18 protein-coding genes are annotated in these 19,603 nt (G+C 72.7%); 6 read left to right on the top strand and 12 right to left on the bottom strand.

Translation table 11 applies throughout. The features are described 5' to 3' along the window. Window positions 1–520: 520 nt before the first annotated feature. Entirely contained in the window at window positions 521–1,018 is a 498-nt protein-coding gene (locus ACWERV_RS18180; protein ID WP_452933959.1) for a helix-turn-helix transcriptional regulator, read from the top strand. A gap of 35 nt (window positions 1,019–1,053) precedes the next feature. On the opposite strand, the gene ACWERV_RS18175 is transcribed toward ACWERV_RS18180, so the two are convergent. The 10 genes from ACWERV_RS18175 to ACWERV_RS18130 form a co-directional block, all read right to left on the bottom strand. After that, window positions 1,054–2,337, bottom strand: a complete 1,284-nt coding sequence (locus ACWERV_RS18175; RefSeq protein ID WP_452933956.1) for an ABC transporter permease — start codon at window positions 2,335–2,337, stop codon at window positions 1,054–1,056. Beyond that, complete coding sequence (locus ACWERV_RS18170; RefSeq protein WP_452933953.1) at window positions 2,328–3,146, bottom strand: ABC transporter ATP-binding protein; 819 nt, start codon at window positions 3,144–3,146, stop codon at window positions 2,328–2,330. The genes ACWERV_RS18175 and ACWERV_RS18170 overlap by 10 nt, the downstream gene beginning before the upstream one ends. Further along, entirely contained in the window at window positions 3,143–4,552 is a 1,410-nt protein-coding gene (locus ACWERV_RS18165) for a peptidoglycan-binding protein (protein WP_452933950.1), read from the bottom strand. The genes ACWERV_RS18170 and ACWERV_RS18165 overlap by 4 nt, the downstream gene beginning before the upstream one ends. A 24-nt stretch (window positions 4,553–4,576) precedes the next feature. Then, window positions 4,577–5,530 carry a hypothetical protein gene (locus ACWERV_RS18160; RefSeq protein WP_452933947.1) on the bottom strand — a complete coding sequence of 318 codons (954 nt, stop codon included), beginning with the start codon at window positions 5,528–5,530 and terminating at the stop codon, window positions 4,577–4,579. A gap of 125 nt (window positions 5,531–5,655) precedes the next feature. Then, window positions 5,656–6,057, bottom strand: coding sequence for a hypothetical protein (locus ACWERV_RS18155; RefSeq protein WP_452933945.1), 402 nt, complete (start codon window positions 6,055–6,057; stop codon window positions 5,656–5,658). Window positions 6,058–6,221: 164 nt separating this feature from the next. Beyond that, window positions 6,222–7,181, bottom strand: coding sequence for an EamA family transporter RarD (rarD, locus tag ACWERV_RS18150; RefSeq protein WP_452933943.1), 960 nt, complete (start codon window positions 7,179–7,181; stop codon window positions 6,222–6,224). A gap of 177 nt (window positions 7,182–7,358) precedes the next feature. Further along, window positions 7,359–8,234 (bottom strand): SDR family oxidoreductase, encoded by an 876-nt coding sequence (locus ACWERV_RS18145; protein WP_452933940.1) that lies wholly within the window; start codon window positions 8,232–8,234, stop codon window positions 7,359–7,361. Between the two features lie 346 nt (window positions 8,235–8,580). Continuing rightward, window positions 8,581–9,594 (bottom strand): 2-oxoacid:ferredoxin oxidoreductase subunit beta, encoded by a 1,014-nt coding sequence (locus ACWERV_RS18140; RefSeq protein WP_452933937.1) that lies wholly within the window; start codon window positions 9,592–9,594, stop codon window positions 8,581–8,583. Then, complete coding sequence (locus ACWERV_RS18135) at window positions 9,587–11,545, bottom strand: 2-oxoacid:acceptor oxidoreductase subunit alpha (protein WP_452933934.1); 1,959 nt, start codon at window positions 11,543–11,545, stop codon at window positions 9,587–9,589. Before ACWERV_RS18135 ends, ACWERV_RS18140 begins: the two co-directional genes overlap by 8 nt. A 166-nt stretch (window positions 11,546–11,711) precedes the next feature. Next, entirely contained in the window at window positions 11,712–12,371 is a 660-nt protein-coding gene (locus ACWERV_RS18130; protein ID WP_398185600.1) for a LuxR C-terminal-related transcriptional regulator, read from the bottom strand. Between the two features lie 163 nt (window positions 12,372–12,534). Between ACWERV_RS18130 and ACWERV_RS18125 the strand changes: the two genes are divergently transcribed. Then, window positions 12,535–13,512 carry a quinone oxidoreductase family protein gene (locus ACWERV_RS18125; RefSeq protein WP_452933931.1) on the top strand — a complete coding sequence of 326 codons (978 nt, stop codon included), beginning with the start codon at window positions 12,535–12,537 and terminating at the stop codon, window positions 13,510–13,512. 91 nt (window positions 13,513–13,603) lie between these two features. Here the strand turns inward: ACWERV_RS18125 and ACWERV_RS18120 are convergent, their stop codons facing one another. After that, the gene (locus ACWERV_RS18120; RefSeq protein ID WP_398185864.1) at window positions 13,604–14,956 is read right to left on the bottom strand and encodes a sensor histidine kinase; all 1,353 of its coding nucleotides are present in this window, start codon (window positions 14,954–14,956) and stop codon (window positions 13,604–13,606) included. A 182-nt stretch (window positions 14,957–15,138) separates the two neighbouring features. Continuing rightward, window positions 15,139–16,356 (bottom strand): sensor histidine kinase, encoded by a 1,218-nt coding sequence (locus ACWERV_RS18115; RefSeq protein WP_452933927.1) that lies wholly within the window; start codon window positions 16,354–16,356, stop codon window positions 15,139–15,141. Window positions 16,357–16,626: 270 nt separating this feature from the next. On the opposite strand from ACWERV_RS18115, the gene ACWERV_RS18110 reads away from it, so the two are divergent. From ACWERV_RS18110 to ACWERV_RS18095, 4 genes are read left to right on the top strand one after another with little or no spacing between them, the layout of a single operon-like run. Continuing rightward, the gene (locus ACWERV_RS18110) at window positions 16,627–16,995 is read left to right on the top strand and encodes an NADH-quinone oxidoreductase subunit A (protein ID WP_398185592.1); all 369 of its coding nucleotides are present in this window, start codon (window positions 16,627–16,629) and stop codon (window positions 16,993–16,995) included. Then, window positions 16,986–17,651: an NADH-quinone oxidoreductase subunit B gene (locus ACWERV_RS18105; RefSeq protein WP_452933923.1), complete on the top strand. Its 666-nt coding sequence runs from the start codon at window positions 16,986–16,988 to the stop codon at window positions 17,649–17,651. The genes ACWERV_RS18110 and ACWERV_RS18105 overlap by 10 nt, the downstream gene beginning before the upstream one ends. Further along, a complete protein-coding gene (locus tag ACWERV_RS18100; protein ID WP_452933920.1) occupies window positions 17,648–18,643 on the top strand; it encodes an NADH-quinone oxidoreductase subunit C in 996 nt (331 codons plus the stop codon). Before ACWERV_RS18105 ends, ACWERV_RS18100 begins: the two co-directional genes overlap by 4 nt. After that, on the top strand, window positions 18,640–19,602 hold the full coding sequence (locus ACWERV_RS18095; protein WP_398185583.1) for a complex I subunit 1/NuoH family protein: 963 nt from the start codon (window positions 18,640–18,642) through the stop codon (window positions 19,600–19,602). The genes ACWERV_RS18100 and ACWERV_RS18095 overlap by 4 nt, the downstream gene beginning before the upstream one ends. The last annotated feature ends 1 nt before the right edge of the window (window position 19,603 follow it).

Below are 19,603 nucleotides of genomic sequence, written 5' to 3'. Positions count from 1 at the left end.
GGTGAGGTCCTTGGGGTTCGGGCAACGACGCGTCGCCCCGCTGCGGAAATTCGCCGGAAGCGAGCCCACTGCGGCCCCGCGTCCGGCTGCGGTGGCCGGCGGACAATCACGGGGAAAAAGGCGATGAATTTCTGGTGAACTACCTTGCGAGAAGGTGGTGGCGCCCCCGCCGGGAAATGGAAGGAATGGCGGGGGTGCGACGCCGGAAGATTATGACCGGTGGCCCGGTGTGTGTCAATGTGATCCCTTTGGGAAGAGGAACGGAACCCTTCGTTCAGGCGTCCTGAAAGAGTGGCAGTGGGGGGAGTTGACCGTTCTTTTGGGTGCGCGCGTCATGCGCGGAAAGATCTTCTTCGCCGGGTGCGGGGTATTCGGTTATGCTACGGGCGTCGTCATGTGCTGAGCTGACGTATGGGGTGGGGAAATGGATTTGCAATTGATGCTCGGTGACCCGGAGAACAGACGTAGGATGCTCTCCGAATTGGAGGGCATGGAAGAGGAATGGGATATTCACCGGGGGGTGGAGCGGGAGCCGGGTCCCCTCCCGGTCGCCGTCGCGGACCGCATCGGGCTGCCCGGCGTCAGGGAGTCGGACAGCCAGCGGCCGCTGGTCTACGTCTGCCATGACGCGGCCGACGCGCTGATCCCCGACGCCGTCTCCCGGGGGGCCACCGCGCTGGTCGCGCGCAGCGACGCCCCCGGCGGCTGGCAGGCCGCGCTGGACGCGGTCCTGCGCGGCAGCAACTGGATATCCCCCGTGGTCGCGGGCCATTTCCTGCGCCCCGACCGGCCCCCGCGCACGAAGCTCGACATCCGCGGGGCGGAGCAGCTGTCCAGGACGCAGCGACTGGTCCTCGACCTCATGACCACCGGGATCACCCGCACCGAGGCGGCCCGCAGGCTCAGCGTCCAGGAGTCGACCGTGGCCTACCACATCCGCAAGGGCCTCCAGCGGCTCGGCTGCGCGAACATCCGGGAACTCCAGGCACGCATCATCGGGGAGCAGTTCGGCGGCTGAAACTCCGCCGCTTTTCCCGCGCCCCGTGCGCGGGTCTAGCGGCGGAGCGCCTCCACGGGCTCGATGCGGGTGGCACGCCAGGCCGGATAGAGGCCGGCGAGCAGGCCCGTCACCGCGCCGATCAACGGCGCGGGAAGAACCGTGAGGGGTTCGAGGACCGGCGTCCACTTGCGTGCTGCCGCAACCGCGACCACGGAAGCGACCCCGACACCCGTGCCGATCAGTCCGCCGAGCATGCCGAGCGCGGCGGATTCGGAGAGGAATTGGGCGGCGATGTGCCTTCCGCGGGCGCCGAGGCTGCGCCGCAGACCGATTTCCGAAGTGCGTTCGAGTACGGCGACCAGCGTCGTGTTCGCTATTCCGAGCGCGCCGATCACGAGGCAGATTCCGGCCAGCCCCAGGAAGAGGCCGCTCAGGTCCGTGCCGACCTGGTCCCTGAGCGTCCTGGGATCGGGCGGCGTCGTCACCTTGAACCGCGCCGGCTGGTCCGGGCGGATCGCCGCAGCCGCCTGCCGGCCGATCAGCTGGGCGGCGCCGAGCCGGGTCTCGATCAGAACCCTGGCCGCGTTCGCGTCACCCGCGGCGGGTGGCCCCCACAGTTGCTCCGCCGTGGTCTGCGGGACCACGACCGACAGCATGGTCCCGGGCTGCCGGCTCACGTCGCCGATGATCCCCAGCACCGTCAGGGGCACGTCCCCCACGAAGATCGCCTGCTGCGGTTTCAGCCGGGTGATCCCCAGCCTGGTCGCCGCCGCCCGGCCGAGGACGCACACCCGCAGCCCGCGGCTGTCGTGGAAGGCGTCGTAGAGGCGGCCGGAGGACACGGACGCGTGCACCGCCGTCAGATAGCCCGGGGAGGCGGCGAGCACCGACAGCGGTACCTGCCCGCCCGTGCCCGGAGGGCCCGGGGGCCGCGCCGACACCGGCGCCCCCTGGTCCTGGTCCCCGCCGGGCACCTTCGCCGTCCAGTAGACCCCGGCGGCCCGCACACCGTTCAGCCGGTCGAGCCGCTGCTCGGTGTCGGCGGGGAAGGGGGCGTCGGCCGCGGCGGGGTCGGCCGGAGCGTCCTGCACCGTCACCTCGGTCGCGGCGAGGGTCGTGAAGCGCTGCGAGATCTGTCCCGACGTGGTCGAGGTCAGCCCCAGCACGGTCACGAAGGCCGCGACGCCCAGCAGGGTGCCCAGCACGGTCAGCGAGGCACGGGCCGGACGGGCCAGCAGCGCGCCCAGCGCCTCGTGCAGCGCGTCCAGCGGCCGGAGCCGGGTGGGGGGCACCGGGCGCCCGCGCCGCGGTGACCGAGTCCTGCGCTTCACTGCCATGAGACCGCCCCCGAGACGTCGACCGGGTCCGCCCCGACCGCCTGTACGGCCGACGCCCCGAGGCCCGCCGGGTCGGCCTCCCGCAGCACCCCGTCCCGGATCACCACCGCGCGCTGCCCGAGCGCGGCGACCCCCGGATCGTGCGTCACCACCAGGACCGTGAAGCCGCTCGCGTGCAGCTCGCCCAGCAGCGCCAGCACGGTCCGCGCCGTGGCGGTGTCGAGGTTGCCGGTGGGCTCGTCGCACAGCAGCAGACTCGGCCGGTTGACGAGCGCCCGCGCGATCGCGACCCGCTGCCGCTCGCCGCCGGACAGGTGCACGACGGTCGCCCGCAGGCGGTGTCCGAGCCCGACCCTCTCCAGGGTCTCGGCGGCGAGCCGGCGCCGCTTGCCGCGCGGGGTGCCGGTGTAGAGCAGCGACAGCGCGACGTTGTCGATCGCGGACTGGTGCGGCAGGAGGTGGAAGGACTGGAAGACGAAGCCGATCCGCCGGCCGCGCAGCGCCGCGCGGTCGCGCTCGCCGAGGCCCGCGGTGTCGATGCCGTCCAGCAGGTAGCGGCCCCGGGACGGCCGGTCCAGCAGCCCCGCGACGTTCAGGAACGTCGACTTCCCCGACCCCGAGGGACCCACCACCGTGACGAACTCCCCGCGTGCGATGGTCAGATCGGCCGGGTGGAGCGCCGTCAGCGGCGGCGGTCCCGGATACGTCCGCCCCACCCCGCGGAAGGCGATCACCGGGGGCGCCGGGTCCGTCGCCGTCCCGTCGGAGGCGATGGCCGCCGCGTCGGGACGGGTGCGCGGCCGGCTCATGTGCCCACCACCACGTCGTCGCCCTCGGCGACGGCGCCGCCCCGGATCTCGACGTAGCCGGCGCCCGTCGCGCCGACCGTGACCGGGACCCGCTGCCGGCGCCCGTCCGGTCGCAGGACGACGACCTGCGCCGATCCGTCGGCTGTGGCATAGACCGCGGCGGCCGGGACGGCGAGGACCTTGCCGCCGGTCGACGCCGTCTCGATGGTCAGCCGTACGTCCTGGCCCACGAGACTCCCGGGCAGCGGCTTGACTCCCGCCACCACCACCGGGCGGCCGGCCGGCGACTGCTCCTGGCCGGTACCGCCGGACGCCGCGTCCCCCGAGCCGTCCCCCGGGTCGTCCCCGGACGCCGTACCGCCGCTCCCGCCCGTACTCTCCTGCGTGTACGGCCCGATCGAGGTGACCTTGCCCGCGGCCTGGACGCCCGTCTGCTCCGCGAGGACGGTCACCTTCATCCCGGCGTGCACGAGGGCTCCGTCGTCGGTGGCCAGAGTGCCGCGCACCACGACGTCGCCGACGGAGAGGGTGAGGACGGGGTGCGAGCCGACATCCGCTCCCAGGCCCGCGGAGATCGTCGCGACGCGGGCGGGGAGCGACGTCACGAAGGCGAGCTCCCCGGCCTTGACCCAGTACCGCTTGCGCTGCCGCGTACCGCCGGACCCGGACGGGCCCGGGGGCGCGGTCTGCGGGGCCGCGGTCCCGGAGCCGTCCGTGCCGGAGGAGCCCGCGGTGCCGGAGCCGTCCGTGGCGGAGCCCGCCGTGCCCGGGTCAGCTGTTCCCGGGTCGGGCGCGGGTGCGCCCACGGTCTCCGTCAGCGTCGGCGGCTGGTATCCGCGATCGCGGTAGAGGGCCTTCACCGCGGCCTCCGTCGAGGTCCCGTACGTGCCCCGGGTGTCCCGCACCGCGTAGCCGAGCCCGCGCAGCGCGGACTGCAACTGCCTCACGTCCGGCCCGCTCATGCCCGGCCGGATGTCGCGGTAGAGGGGGATCCGGCCGGGCAGCACGATCACGGGGCGGCCCGACACCTCGGCCACCACCGTGCCGGGCGTGACGGACTGCCCCTGCTTCACCGGCGCGCGGGTGACAACGGACTTCCCCCCGTCCTCCGCCGCCGGCGCCGCGACGGTCGTCGTCGCCGAGGGGGCGGCGACACCGCGCATGACGACCGTCTGCGACAGCACCCGCCGCTCCACCGGTGCGGTGACCGCGGAGGGCGACGGTGGAGCCGCCTCCGCCGCCACCTGCTCCGGTGACTTCACCAGGGTCGACGCCGCGAGCCCTCCCGCCGACAGCCCCAGTGCACCGGTGACCGCGGCCACCAGTACCCACCGGCGGCGGGTCAGGACCTTCTGCTCCGCTGGTTCCGATTCCGTGGCGGAATCGGAACGGACGACGTCAGACACGGTATTCGTCCCCTGGCTCGTCGTTCACTTCGCCGTGTTCCCCGATGCTCCGGAAAGGATCGCCGTGGCGCGTTTCAGCTGCTGGTCGAAATCCTTCTTGTACGTGCTCAGCGCCTCGGCGTTGTCCTCGACGAGGGATTTCTGCGTCTCGGTCGTGACCTGCGTCATGATTCCGAGGTAATTGACCTTCGTCTTGCATGCGACATCGGCCTTCGCCACCGGTATCTCCCCCTTCTGCGGCGTTGTGCCGACCTGCCAGCGGGGGTCGCGGGCCGCCTGCTCGGGAGAGGTGTAGGTGTATCCCGCCGCGTGCATGCACGAACTCCACGCCTGCTCCATGCCGACCACCCGGGAGTCCTGCGCCGCCTTGTCGGCGGCCTTGTGCCTGAGGCTCTGGACGAAGTAGATGTCGGGCGGCGCGTCACCGGAGTCGGCCGGGGGACGGGCCGCGGCCGCGGCCGCGACGGTGGACAGCGAGCCGAAGGCCTGCTGCCGGCAGCCGCCCGGCGGGATCTTCTTCCCGTCGTAGGTGTTCTGGCCCACCCCGTCGAACACGGTCTTCTCCGCCGGGGTGGGCTTCCACCCGTCTTTCGCGGCGTCCGTGTTCTCCTGCGCCTGGCGCGCGTACACCTCGGGCGCCGAGTGGTAGCCGTACCGGGCCGCGAGCGTGGCGTCGGACAGCAGGAAGCGGTCCGTACGGTACGGGTCCGTGCCCGTGCTCTGCTGCGCGGTGGTGCTGAAGGTGAGCCCGAAGCTCTGCATGCACTGGAGGATGAGCTGTGCGCGCGCCTGGTTGAGCAGGGCGTCCTGCTCGGGCGTGGGGTAGTAGCTCTCCAGGGGGAGGGTGATCTGCTGCTCCGCCGACGGCGTCGTGAGCGGCGCCTCGGCGTCGGCGTGGTGCCCCGAACCCGTACCGCACCCGGCGAGCAGACCCGCCAGGACGGCGGCCGCGGCGGCGGCGTTCTTCCGCATGGTCAACGACAACTCCTCGATCTGCCGACCCCGGCCGCGGCGCACCGGATGGCGGGCGCACCGCGGCCGGGGGGTTGTCCGGTCAGTTCCGTGGGCCGGTCGGCCGGCGGCCGGCCGGGCGCGTACGCCCGTCAGCCGTAGAGGTGGCCGCCCGCCTTGTTGTTGAAGTCGTAGGTGGCGAGGTTCGGAATCGACGCGTAGGGCACGACGTAGAGGTCCCACCCGGCGTAGGAGGCGCTGGTGCAGCCGCCCTCGTCGGTGCCGTCGAAGAGGTAGTCGCCGCGCGAGTCGTAGCTGTCGAGCGAGGTGATGTCGTTGTTGACCGTCTCCCCGTTCGAGAACTTGTCGTTGCCCCAGTTGCAGTCGTGGCCCGTTTCGTAAAGGACACCGGTGTTGCCGTCGGTGGTCCCGTAGTTGAGGGCGTCGTAGTAGTAGGTGTTGGCGCTGGCGGCCCCGGTTCCCACGAAAATGAGACCGCCGGCGGCCGCGGCGACCATCGTCGACCGCAGCGCCAGAATCTTCCTGCTTGCCATTGTTTCCCTCTCGTCAGAGGTCGGCCGAATTCGGCAGCACGAAAAGCGCGGCCGCGGTAATTCAGCCGACGAGGATCTCGGACGAGACAAGTATTGGGCGCTGCGGGGCCCACCCGATACTCACCGCAGGGAGAGTCCACGGGGCCGGGATTCCGGCCCGCCGGTCACGCCGTTCCGGCGGTCTCCCCGGGGAGGTCCGCCGGTGAGATCTGCGCCGCGGCGGCCTTGGCCTGTGCCAGCTGCGTACGCGAACGGCGGGCGGTGCGCAGCGCGTCGGCGGTCAGCAGTACGAGCGCGGCCCACACCAGCAGGAAGCCCATCCACTGCTCGGTGGACATCGTCTCGTGGAAGTGCAGGATGCCGATGAGGAACTGGAAGACCGGCGCCAGGTACTGGAGCAGCCCCAGGGTGGACAGCGGCAGCCGGTTCGCCGACATGCCGAAGCACACCAGCGGCACCGCGGTGACGAGCCCGGCGAGGGCCAGCAGGCTCGCGTGGCCGGCGCCGTGCGAGGCGAAGGTCGCGTCGCCGCGCCCGCCGAGCACCAGCAGGAAGACCAGCGCGGGCAGGAACTGCACGGACGTCTCGGCGGCCAGCGACTCCAGGCCGCCCATCGCGATCTTCTTCTTGACCAGCCCGTAGCTGCCGAAGCTGAAGGCGAGCACGAGCGCGATCCACGGCGGCCGCCCGTAGCCGACCGCGAGCACCCCCACCGCGAGGCAGCCGATGCCGACCGCCGCCCACTGCACCGCCCGCAGCCGCTCGTGCAGCACCAGCACCGCGAGCGCGATCGTGACCAGCGGGTTGATGAAGTAGCCGAGCGAGGTCTCCACGACATGCCCGGCGTTGACGGCCCAGATGTACGTGCCCCAGTTGACCGACACCGTCGCCGCGGCGACCGCGACCAGCGCGAGCCGCCGCGGCTGCCGTATCAGCTCACCGATCCACGCCCAGCGGCGCAGCACCAGCAGCAGCACCGCGACGACCACCAGCGACCACACCATCCGGTGGGCCAGGATCTCCCCGGCCCCGGCCGGTTCCAGCAGCGGCCAGTACAGCGGGAAGAGCCCCCACATGCCGTACGCCGCGAAGCCGTAGACCAGCCCTGCGCGCTTGTCGCCCATCGCCCCGACCCGTCCTCCCCGCACCCTGGGTGCGCGCCGTGCCGCCGTCGTACGTGCTCCCCGGCGAACGGATGCGGTACGGGCCCCTCTTCAGGTGCGGCCCTTACCACGGTAGCGGTCGGCGGCATGCTCACGCCAGGGGCTATTCGCGGGTTGGTCCTGACACCCCGGCGTCGCTCAGGCGAGTGCCCCGAGCCCGCGCAGCTCCGTCGCGACGGTCTCCCGCAGCGTCGTCGTCGGACGGCCCAGCAGCCGCGCCATGTCGCCGTTCGTCCCGGCGAGCCGCCCGCGCGCGATGGCGTCGTCGACGTCCACCAGCACCTCCGCGAACTCCGTCGGCACCCCGACACCCGTCAGGATCTCCAGCCGCTGCTCACCGCTGATGTCCTGGTACGCCACCGGCCGCCCCGACAGCTCCGCCACCACGGCCGCGTACTCCGGGAAGCTCCACGCGGTGTCACCGCTCAGCTCGTACGCCCGGTTCTCGTGCCCGTCGGTCGCCAGCACGACGGCGGCCGCCTCCGCGTAGTCCGCGCGCGCCGCCGACGCGACCCGGCCCTCACCGGCGTTGCCGATCACCACGCCGTGCTCCAGCACCGCGGGCAGGTTCGCGGTGTAGACCTCGGTGTACCAGCCGTTGCGCAGCAGCACGTACGGCACACCCGACGCCGTGACCAGCTCCTCCGTCGCCCGGTGCTCGTCGGCGAGCGTGAAATCCGCCGCCGGTCCGCCCAGCACGCTGGTGTACGCCAGCAGGGCCGCGCCGGCCTTCGCCGCCGCGTCGATCACCGCGGTGTGCTGCGGCATCCGGCGGCCGACCTCGTTCCCCGAGATCAGCAGTACGCGGTCGCCCGGGGCGAACGCTTCCGCGAGGGAGTCGGGGGCGTCGTAGTCGGCGACCCGCACCTCGATGCCCTGAGCGGCGAGGTCCGCCGCCTTGCCGCTGTCGCGGACGACCGCGGCGACGGCGTCCGGGGCCACGCCCCGGGCCAGCAGGTCCGCGATGACGAGGCGGCCGAGGTGGCCGGTGGCTCCGGTGACGGCGATACTCACGTTTTCCCTCCGGGGGGTACGCACGAGGTGGCTCGCCCTCACCGTATCCGGGCTCGCCGCCCGCAGCCCGCCCACGGGGGGGCGGCCCCCTTGTGCCCGCCGGGCACCCGTTTTTAGGGGCGCGGGGAACTGCGCGAGCAACCACCCACCGGCCGGTGGTCCGGTACGGACCGAAGAGACCCTTTGGGTCGGTGACGACCCGCGCCCCGGTGGGGGCTGGGGGCACCTCCCAGGCGAAGCTCTGGGGGAGCGCAGTTCCCCGCGCCCCTGAAAACGGGTGCTCCCCAGCGCTGGGGGCGTCCCTGAAAACGGGTGCCCCCAGTGCTGGGGAGCGCGACGTCCTGCGTCAGGACACCGTCCAGGTGTCGGAGCCGGCGAGGAGGGACGCGAGATCACCCTCACCCGTCGCCGCGACGGCCGAGTCGAGCTGCTCGGCCATCTGCGTGTCGTAAACGGGCCGAGCCACATCGCGGAAGATGCCGATCGGCGTCGGCTGGTCCAGGCGCGACAGCGCGAACGCGGTGGACGGGCCCGCCGCGTGCGTGTCGTGGACGAGGGCCTGGCCCGCGGGGTCGGCCAGCTCGGTGAAGGCCAGCTCACCTGTCGCGGGGTCGCGGACGACCCCGTGTCCCTCGCCCAGCGTGATGGGCTGACCGTGTTCCAGCCGGATCACCGCGTCGGCGGAGTCCTTGATCGCGTCGAACGCCCCGTCGTTGAAGATGGGGCAGTTCTGGTAGATCTCCACGAGCGCCGTGCCGTGGTGCTGGGCGGCCGCCCGCAGCACGGACTGGAGGTGCTTGCGGTCGGAGTCGATGGTGCGCGCCACGAACGTGGCCTCCGCGCCGATCGCGAGGGAGACCGGGTTGAAGGGCGCGTCCAGCGAGCCCATCGGCGTGGACTTGGTGATCTTGCCGGTCTCGGAGGTCGGGCTGTACTGGCCCTTCGTCAGACCGTAGATCCGGTTGTTGAACAGCAGGATCTTCAGGTTGACGTTGCGGCGCAGCGCGTGGATGAGGTGGTTGCCGCCGATGGAGAGGGCGTCGCCGTCGCCGGTGACGACCCAGACCGACAGGTCGCGGCGGGAGGTCGCCAGGCCCGTGGCGATGGCCGGGGCACGTCCGTGGATGGAGTGCATGCCGTAGGTGTTCATGTAGTACGGGAAGCGCGAGGAGCAGCCGATCCCGGAGATGAACACCACGTTCTCGCGGGCGAGTTCGAGTTCGGGCATGAAGGACTGGACGGCGGCCAGCACGGCGTAGTCGCCGCAGCCGGGGCACCAGCGCACTTCCTGGTCGGACTTGAAGTCCTTCATCGTCTGCTTAGCGGTGGCCTTGGGGACCAGCGTCAGCGCCTCAGACATCCGTGTTCTCCTCTGCCTTCGCGATGATCGCCTGGGCGAGCTGTTCGGCCTTGAAGGGCAGGCCGGTCACCTGGGTCAGGGACCGGGCGTCCACCAGGTACTTCGCCCGCAGCAGGTGGGCGAGCTGGCCGAGGTTCATCTCGGGCACGACGACCTTGTCGTAGCCGGCCAGCAGGGTGCCGAGGTTGGCGGGGAAGGGGTTCAGGTGGCGCAGGTGGGCCTGGGCCACCGACAGTCCCGCGGTGCGGATCCGGCGGACGGCGGCGGTGATCGGGCCGTAGGTGGAGCCCCAGCCGATGACCAGGGTGCGGGCGCTGCCCGACGGGTCGTCGACCTCGATGTCCGGCACCTTGATGCCGTCGATCTTGGCCTGCCGGGTGCGGACCATCAGCTCGTGGTTGGCCGGGTCGTACGAGATGTTGCCGGAGCCGTTCTGCTTCTCGATGCCGCCGATGCGGTGCTCCAGGCCCGCGGTGCCGGGGACGGCCCAGGGGCGGGCGAGCGTCTCCTCGTCGCGGACGTACGGCCAGAAGACGCGCGAGCCGTCGGCGGTCGTGTGGTTCGGCTCGGTCGCGAACTCCACGCGCAGGTCGGGCAGTTCGTCGACGGACGGGATGCGCCAGGGCTCGGAGCCGTTGGCCAGGTAGCCGTCGGAGAGCAGGAAGACCGGGGTGCGGTAGGTGAGCGCGATCCGGGCGGCCTCCAGGGCGGCGGTGAAGCAGTCGGCCGCGGTGGCGGGGGCGACGACCGGGACGGGCGCCTCGCCGTTGCGGCCGTACATCGCCTGGAGCAGGTCGGCCTGCTCGGTCTTGGTGGGCAGGCCGGTGGAGGGGCCGCCGCGCTGGATGTCGACGACCAGCAGCGGCAGTTCGAGGGAGACGGCCAGGCCGATCGTCTCGGACTTCAGTGCCACGCCGGGCCCGGAGGTGGTGGTGACGGCGAGTGAGCCGCCGAAGGCCGCGCCCAGGGCCGCGCCGATGGCCGCGATCTCGTCCTCGGCCTGGAAGGTGCGCACACCGAAGTTCTTGTGCCGCGACAGCTCGTGCAGGATGTCGGAGGCCGGGGTGATCGGGTACGAGCCGAGGTAGAGCGGCAGTCCGGAGCGCTGCGAGGCGGCGACGAGGCCGTAGGCGAGCGCGAGGTTGCCGGAGATGTTGCGGTAGGTGCCCTGCGGGAAGGCCGCCGAGGCGGGCGCGACCTCGTAGGAGACCGCGAAGTCCTCGGTGGTCTCGCCGAAGTTCCATCCGGCGCGGAAGGCGGTGATGTTCGCCTGCGCGATGTCCGGCTTCTTGGCGAACTTCTTGAGCAGGAAGGCCTCGGTGTTCTCCGTCGGCCGGTGGTACATCCACGACAGCAGGCCGAGGGCGAACATGTTCTTCGCCCGTTCGGCGTCCTTGCGCGCCAGGCCGCTGTCCTTGAGCGCCTCCAGCGTCAGCGACGTCAGCGGCACCCGGTGCACCGCGTACGCGGCGAGGGTGTCGTCGTCCAGCGGGCTGGCGCTCCAGCCCACCTTCGCGAGCGCGCGCTTGGTGAACTCGTCGGTGTCCACGATGATCTCCGCGCCGCGCGGCAGATCGCCCAGGTTCGCCTTCAGTGCCGCCGGGTTCATCGCCACCAGCACGTCCGGCGCGTCGCCGGGGGTGAGGATGTCGTGGTCGGCGAAGTGCAGCTGGAAGGACGAGACGCCGGGCAGGGTGCCTGCGGGGGCCCGGATCTCGGCGGGGAAGTTCGGCAGTGTGGACAGGTCGTTGCCGAACGACGCCGTCTCCGACGTGAAACGGTCACCCGTCAACTGCATGCCGTCGCCCGAGTCCCCGGCGAAGCGGATGATCACGCGGTCGAGCCGCTTGGTCTCCTTGGCCGGGCTGCGCTGTTCGCCGAGTACGTCGACCACCGCGGGCGACTCGTCCGCGGTGGCCGCGGCAATGGGGCTGCTGACCTGGCTGGTCACGGGTTGGGCCCTCCTTCAGGCTGCGGCTCACCGTCATCGTACGGGCGTTAGGGTGCCCTTCCCGGGACGTCCCGCTATCTGGAAGGGCCATGTATCGCCGATTCTTCCGCATCGTGAGACGGTGTCTCGCGATGCGGTACGTGCGGGTGGCGGGAGGCCGCGTACCTCAGGAGTTGAGATACGTGAGTACAGCAAGCACCCGACGGTGATCCCCGTCACTAGGGGCCAGCCCCAGTTTCAGGAAGATGTTGCTGACGTGCTTCTCCACCGCTCCATCGCTTACCACGAGCTGCTTGGCGATGGCTGAATTGGTACGTCCCTCGGCCATGAGGCCCAGCACCTCGCGTTCTCGCGGAGTGAGACGGACCAGGACGTCCTGCTTACGGCTGCGGCCGAGCAGCTGGGCCACCACCTCGGGGTCCAGTGCCGTACCCCCCTCGGCCACTCTGACCACGGCATCCACGAATTCGCGGACGTCGGCGACGCGGTCCTTCAGGAGGTAGCCGACGCCCCGGCTGCTGCCCGCGATCAGCTCCGTCGCGTACTGCTCTTCCACATACTGAGACAGAACCAGCACCCCGACCTGCGGGTGGTCCCGGCGCAGCTGCACGGCCGCCCGGACACCTTCGTCCGTGTGGGTCGGCGGCATCCGCACGTCGGCGACCACCACGTCCGGTGCCGCGCCCGTCGCCGCCAGCTCGTCGACCGCCTTGATCAGGCCCACCGCGTCGCCGACCCCGGCCACCACGTCGTGGCCCCGGTCGGTCAGCAGCCGCGTCAGACCCTCCCGCAGCAGAACCGAATCCTCGGCGATGACCACTCGCACCCTGTCCTCCACCCTTGCGTTCCCCCGTGTCCGTCTGACCCGCCCAGCATCCCAGCATCCGCGCCCGGATGGGGAATACGGTTTCTCCAGGGCAAGGTTGCGCCCCCGAATGCCGGGTGGCCGCCGCGACCGACGTCGCCGGCGGCCGGGGAGAGGAGTGCGTGTGCACGCGGTGGGATTCGAAGTCAACGGCGGCCCCGAGGTCCTGCGGCCGAGAGAGCTGCCGACCCCGGTACCGGGGCCCGGCCAGGTGCTGATCGAGGTCGCCTGGGCGGGCGTCAACTACGGCGAGCTGCAGCACACCCTCGGCGACTTCGGGCCGCCCCAGGGGCCCGGCGGCATCGACGTGCCCGGCCTGGAGGTCTCCGGCGAGGTCGCCGCGCTCGGCTCGGGCGTCAGCGGGCTCGCGGTCGGCGACCCCGTCGCCGCGTACCTGCCGGACGGCGGCGGCTACGCGGAGTTCGCGGTCGCACCCGCGGAGTTCGTCTTCCCGCTCGACGGCATCCCGCTGCGCGAGGGCGGCGGCGCGGCGCTCGTCCTGACCACCGCGTACGGCGTGCTCACCGGCGCGGCCCGGCTGCGGGCCGGGGAGAGCGTCCTCATCCACGCCGCCGCGGGCGGGGTCGGCTCGGCCGCCGCGCAGATCTCCCGGGCGCTGGGCGCCGCGGCCGTGTACGGCACCGTCGGCTCGCCGGAGAAGGCGGAGTACGCCAAACGCTTCGGCTACGACGCGATCCACCTGCGCTCCGAGTTCGCCGACCGGCTGCGCGACCTCGACGTCGTCCTCGACCCCGTCGGCGGCCCGACCCGGCTGCGCAGCCTCGCCCTGCTCGCCCCCTTCGGCCGCCTGACCGTCTACGGGGAGGCCGCGCGCGAACCCGACCTGACGCTGCCGGTGCTGCCGTTCTGGAAGAGCAACCGCTCGCTGACCGGCTACAACATCGGCGACCTCGCCCGCCGCGCCCCGCGCACCGTCCGCGGCCACGCGCTGTCGGCGTTCGCGCTGCTCGCGGCCGGAACGATCCGGCTCGACATCTCCGCCGAGCTGCCGCTGGACCGCGCCGCCGAGGCGCACGAGGCGATGCGCGCGGGCCGCAACGTCGGCAAGACCCTGCTCGCGGTGAACCCGCGGCTGGGCTGACCCCGGCCGCGACGCGGAGCACCCTCCGCCCAGGGGGATGGGCGGAGGGTGCGGTCTGTGCGGCGCGGTCCGTGCGGGCCCGGGGCCCGTGTCAGGCGCGCCAGGGAAGCTCGGCGCTGATCCGGGTCGGGCCGCCCGCGGGGGAGTCGACCGCGAGGACGCCGTCCACCGAGTCCAGCCGCTCGGCCAGCCCCGCCAGGCCCGAACCGGCCGACAGATCGACGCCGCCGCGCCCGTTGTCCGTGACGTTCACCATCAGCCGGTCCTCGACCTGCCACACGTCAACGGTCGCTCGCGACGCCCCGCTGTGCTTGCTGACGTTCTGCAGCAGCTCCGACACCGTGAAGTACGCGATGCCCTCGATCGCCGGCACCGGCCGCGCGGGCAGGTCCACCGTCACCGCCACCGGCACCGTGCAGCGCGTCGCCACCGCGGACAGCGCCGGGCCCAGGCCGCGGTCGGTGAGGATCGCGGGGTGGATGCCGCGCGCCAGGTCCCGCAGCTCCTGAAGGGCGATCTTGACCTCGCCGTGCGCCTCCTCGACCATCACCGCGCCCGCCTCCGGGTCCTCCAGCAGCTTCTCCTTCGCCAGACCCAGCTCCATCGCGAGCGCCACGAGCCGCGCCTGCGCCCCGTCGTGCAGATCGCGCTCGATACGCCGCAGGTCCGCCGACGCGGTGTCCACGACCGTCCCGCGGTCCGCCTCCAGCTCCGTGACCCGGTCGTCCAGCCGCGACGGCCCCAGCAGCCCGTGCACCAGCAGCCGGTCCACGTGCGCCATCCCGCGGATCACCCACGGCGTGGCCAGCACCAGCAGCGCGCCGACCACCACGCACAGCGCGAGGTCCGCCGGGGTGTGCAGCCACCAGCCGTGCGAGCCGTTGTCGTAGATCTCCAGCCCCTGCTGGTCGGTGTAGGTCGGGAAGACCCACTGCCACAGCGGGTACGTCAGCAGGCCCCAGCCGTACGTCATGAAGGTGACCGACGCGACGAAGGTGACGATGCCCCACGGGAAGTGGAGCAGCGTGTAGACCACGTGCCGCCAGTTCACGCCGCTGCCGAGCTGGGCGCCCACCCGGGCGAGGAAGCCCTTGTCCTTGGTACGGACCGGGCCCGGCTCGTCCACCTCCAGCCACAGCAGGTTCCGCGCCCGCGCCCGCTCCATCCGCCCGATCGCCCGGCACCCCAGCAGCGACACCACGAGCAGCGGCAGCCCCACGAACGTCACCAGCAGGCCCGCGCTCACCGCGAGCATCGTGACCGTCCACACGAAGCCGACGATCCCGATCGGGAGATTCAGCAGCGCGTACCCGAACTCGCGCCAGGTGCGCGCCTCGAACGGTGCGCGCAGGGCGAGGGGGAGGCGGTGCGGTTCCCCTTCCGGGGATGACGACTGCGGCGGCTGGCCGTACGCCATGATCGGTACCGTCCTCTCGGGGCTCATGCTCATACCTCCACCTTGGCCTTTCCGCGGCCCCCCGCCCATGCGGCGGCCCGCCCTCTCCGGGGTGGGGCTATCCCCCCCACCCGGGCCGCGCCCCGGGCAGCCGAATGCGGCGGCCTCCGCGACCGGCCCACCACCGGTGGACGGTCGCGGAGGCCGCCGCGTCGGGCAGACGGCAGCCGTCACACCGGGCGGCCCCGCCAGGGGAGTTCCGCCGTCACGACGGTGGGCCCGCCGACGGGGGAGTCGACCACGAACAGCCCGTCGACGGAGTCGAGCCGCTCCGTCAACCCGGCGAGTCCCGAGCCCCCCGCGAGATCCGCCCCGCCGTGGCCGTCGTCGCGGACCTGGATCATGAGCCGGTCGTCCGCCCGCCACACGTCCACCGAAGCGCGCGCGGCGCCGCTGTGCTTGCTGACGTTCTGCAGCAGCTCCGACACCGTGAAGTAGGCGATGCCCTCGATCGCCTCGGCGGGCCGCGCCGCCAGGTCCACCGTCACCGCGACGGGCACGGTGCAGCGTCCGGCGACCGACGAGAGCGCCGCGTCGAGCCCGCGGTCGGTGAGGATCGCGGGGTGGATGCCGCGGGCGAGGTCGCGCAGCTCCTGGAGCGCGACCTTGACCTCGCCGTGCGCCTCGCCCACCATGCGCGCCGCCGCCTCGGGGTCTTCGAGCAGCTTCTCCCGGGCGAGGCCGAGGTCCATCGCGAGGGCGACGAGCCGGGCCTGCGCCCCGTCGTGCAGGTCGCGTTCGATACGCCGCAGGTCCGCCGCCGCGGTGTCGACGACGACCCCGCGGTCGGACTCCAGTTCGGCGATGCGCCGCTCCAGCTCGTCGGAGGGCTGGAGCAGCCCGCGGACGAGGGCCCGGTCGACCGAGGCCATGCCGCGGGCGAGGAAGGGCAGGATCGGCCAGGCCACGAACAGCGAGGTCAGCGTCACGCAGAAGGTGAAGATGCCCCACGGCAGCCGGATCGCCAGGTAGATCGCGGTGCGCCAGGCCACCGGGTCCTTGAGCACCATCCACAGCCACTGGAGGAAGCCGAAGGTGCTGGGCCGCAGCGGCCGCGGCGATTCGACGTGCACGCCCAGCAGCGAGCGGGCGAGTGCCCGTTCGACGGAGCCCAGGAAGCGGCAGCCGACCAGCCCGAAGGCGAGCAGCGGCAGGCCGACGACCGTGACGGACAGGCCCGCGCCGATCGACAGCGTCGTCACGACGTAGACGAAGCCGATGATCCCCATGGGGAGGTTGAGCAGCAGGCTGAGGATCTCCTTCCACGTCACCGCGTCGAAGGCGAAGCGCGGCGGCGGAAGGGGGGTGTCGGCCGCGGCGGGGCGGCCGTGCGGGTCGGTGCGGCCGGCTCTGCTCGCGCCGGTCGCGGTGGGTGGCGAGGCGTTCATGACCCCAGCCTGCCGGGCGGGGGCCGTGTCGCGCCATGGGGTGGGTGGGTGGGCCGGGGTGGGGTTATCCCCAGGTCGCCGCGCCGGGCGGCGCCGCGGGCCGGGACGCGGCGGGGAGCGGCGCGGAGGCCAGGGCCTAGACTCCCTCCGTATAGATCGGCTAAAGATCCCAGCGGAATGCTGGACAGCGGCGGTGGCGGCGACTGCGGTCGCGGCGGCGTCGCGGCCGATCGGTGAACGAGCGTACGAGTCAACGAGGGGCGGACGGACGTGGACTACTTCCACGGCTACGCGGTCGTCGGCCTGGTCGCGGTCGTCGGTGTGCTCTTCGTGTCCGTCGCCTTCGCGTCCGGCCGCCTGCTGCGGCCGGTCGTGCCGACGCCGGAGAAGATGCTCACGTACGAGTGCGGGGTCGATCCGGTCGGCGGCGACTGGGCCCACACCCAGGTTCGCTACTACGTCTACGCCTACCTCTACGTGATCTTCGCGGTCGACGCCATCTTCCTCTTCCCGTGGGCGACGGTCTTCGCCGCGCCCGGCTTCGGCACGGCGACGCTGGCGGAGATGTTCGTCTTCCTGGGCTTCCTGGCGGTCGGGCTGCTCTACGCGTGGAAGAAGGGCGTGCTGGAATGGACCTGACCCCGGCGGAAAGCACCCCGGTGGCGAGCGCCCCGGCCGGAGGCGCGCACCCCGTGCCCGCGCCCGAACCCGAGCTGCTGCCCGAGCCGCGCCGGCTGGGCCCGCTCGCCCGGCTCGCACCCGAACCGCTGAAGGTGGTCCTGAACTGGGGCCGCCGCTACAGCCTGTGGGTCTTCAACTTCGGCCTGGCCTGCTGCGCGATCGAGTTCATCGCGGCCTCGATGGCCAAGCACGACTTCATCCGGCTCGGTGTCATCCCGTTCGCGCCCGGTCCCCGGCAGGCCGACCTGATGGTCGTCTCCGGCACCGTGACCGACAAGATGGCCCCGGCCGTCAAGCGGCTGTACGAGCAGATGCCCGAACCGAAGTACGTCATCTCCTTCGGCGCCTGCTCCAACTGCGGCGGGCCCTACTGGGACTCGTACTCCGTGACCAAGGGCGTCGACCAGATCATCCCCGTGGACGTCTACGTGCCCGGCTGCCCGCCGCGGCCCGAGGCGCTGCTCCAGGGCATCCTCAAGCTCCAGGAGAAGATCGCCCGCGAGTCGACGGGCGAGCGCTACGCCGCCCCCCGCCCCTCCGCGGCCGCGCTGTCCTCCGGCCTGGTCACCCCGCCGCCCGCGCCCGCCCCCGGGCAGAGCGGGGGGCCGGCGTGACGGGGTGGCTGCCGCGGGAGGCCGCGGAGATCTTCGGGCCGGACGCCGTCGCCGAGGAGGCGTACGACCTGCTCACGGTGGACGTGCCCGCGGCCGGCTGGATCGCGGCGCTGACCGCCGCGCGCGACGAGCTGGGCTGCACCTTCTTCGACTGGCTGAGCGCGGTGGACGAGCCGGGCACCGGCTTCCTGGTGTGCGCGCACCTCGCCGCGCTGAGCGACGGACCCGGCCCCGTACGGCGGCTGCTGCTGCGCACGGCGGTCGGGCACGAGGCGCCCGCGCTCGCCAGCGCGACCGGCGTCTACGCGGGCGCGGACTGGCACGAGCGGGAGACGCACGAGATGTTCGGCGTCGCCTTCACCGGCCACCCGGGGCTCGCCCCGCTGCTGCTGCCCGAGGAGTTCGAGGGGCACCCGCTGCGCAAGGACTTCGTGCTCGCCGCCCGCGTCGCCAAGGCGTGGCCGGGCGCGAAGGAGCCGGGGGAGTCGCATGACGGCGGGCCCAGGTGGCGGCAGATGCAGCCGCCGGGCGTGCCGGACCCGAACGAGTGGGGCCCGCTCAAGGGCCGGCTGCCCGACGCCCCGGCGCGCCCGGCCCGTACCGCCCGCACCCCGCGGACCGGAGCGGCGGGACCCGGCGGTGCGGGCGCGGGCACCGGGGCGGGTACCACGGGCGCGGCCGAGCGTCCGCCGCGGCGCAACCGCAGTGCGAGCGACGGTTCCGCGAGCCAGACCCGCCCGCAGCCCCCGGCCGCCCCCGCGTCCCCGGCCACACCCGCGGTCCCGACCCCGGACGCCCCCTGGCAGCGCCCCGCCCGCCCGGAACGCCCGGCCCGCCCGGCTCCGGACAAGCCCGAAGCCGCCCCGGAGAAGCCCGAGCCCGGCCCGGGTGAACCGCCCGCCGGACCGGCATCCGCCCCGAACGAACCGCCCGCCCCGAACGAACCGCCCGCCCCGAACGAACCGCCCGCCGAAGGAGGCGACAGCGCATGAGCGACCCGCTCGACGTCGTCCTGCGGCTCGTCGCCGTCCTCGTCGTCTTCCTGGTCTTCCCGCTGCTGGTCGGGCAGACCGAGCACAAGGTCATGGCGCACATGCAGGGCCGGCTCGGTCCGATGTACGCGGGCGGCTTCCACGGCTGGGCGCAGCTCGTCGCGGACGGCGTGAAGTTCGCCCAGAAGGAGGACATCGTCCCGGCCGACGCCGACCGCCGGGTCTTCCAGCTCGCGCCCGCGGTCGCGCTGCTGCCCTACCTGCTGGTCCTGATCGCCATCCCGGTGGGCCCGGACGGCTTCGTCGGCGAGGCCGTGGACGCCGGGCTGATCTTCGTCCTGGCCGTCATGGGCGTCGGCGTGCTCGGCTCGCTCATGGCGGGTTGGGCGTCGGCCAACAAGTTCTCGCTGCTCGGCGGCCTGCGCACGGCGGCCCAGCTGCTGGCGTACGAGCTGCCGATGCTGCTGGCCGCGGCCTCCGTGGCGATGGCGGCCGGCACCCTGTCGCTGCCCGCGATCCTGGACGGTTACCACTGGTGGTGGACGCCCTGGCAGCTCGTCGGCGCCGTCGTCTTCTTCACCGCGGGCCTCGCCGAGCTGCAGCGCCCGCCGTTCGACATGCCGGTCGCGGACTCCGAGATCATCTTCGGCGCCTACACCGAATACACCGGGCTGCGCTTCGCGCTGTTCCTGCTCGCCGAGTACGCCGGGATCGTGGTGCTGTGCGCCCTGACCACGGTGCTCTTCCTCGGCGGCTGGCACGGGCCGGGCCCGGACGGCATCGGCTGGCTATGGACGCTGCTCAAGACCGCGCTGCTGTCCTTCGTCGTCATCTGGCTGCGGGTGAGCTACCCGCGGCTGCGCGAGGACCAGCTGCAGAAGCTCGCGTGGACCGTGCTCATCCCGCTGGCCCTCGCCCAGATCGCCCTCACCGGCGTCGTGAAGGTGGTGACCGCGTAAG

It is taken from the genome of Streptomyces sp. NPDC004031, assembly GCF_053604375.1.
The sequence above is the reverse complement of the archived record's forward strand: the minus strand, read 5'-3'. Positions and strand labels throughout refer to the sequence as shown.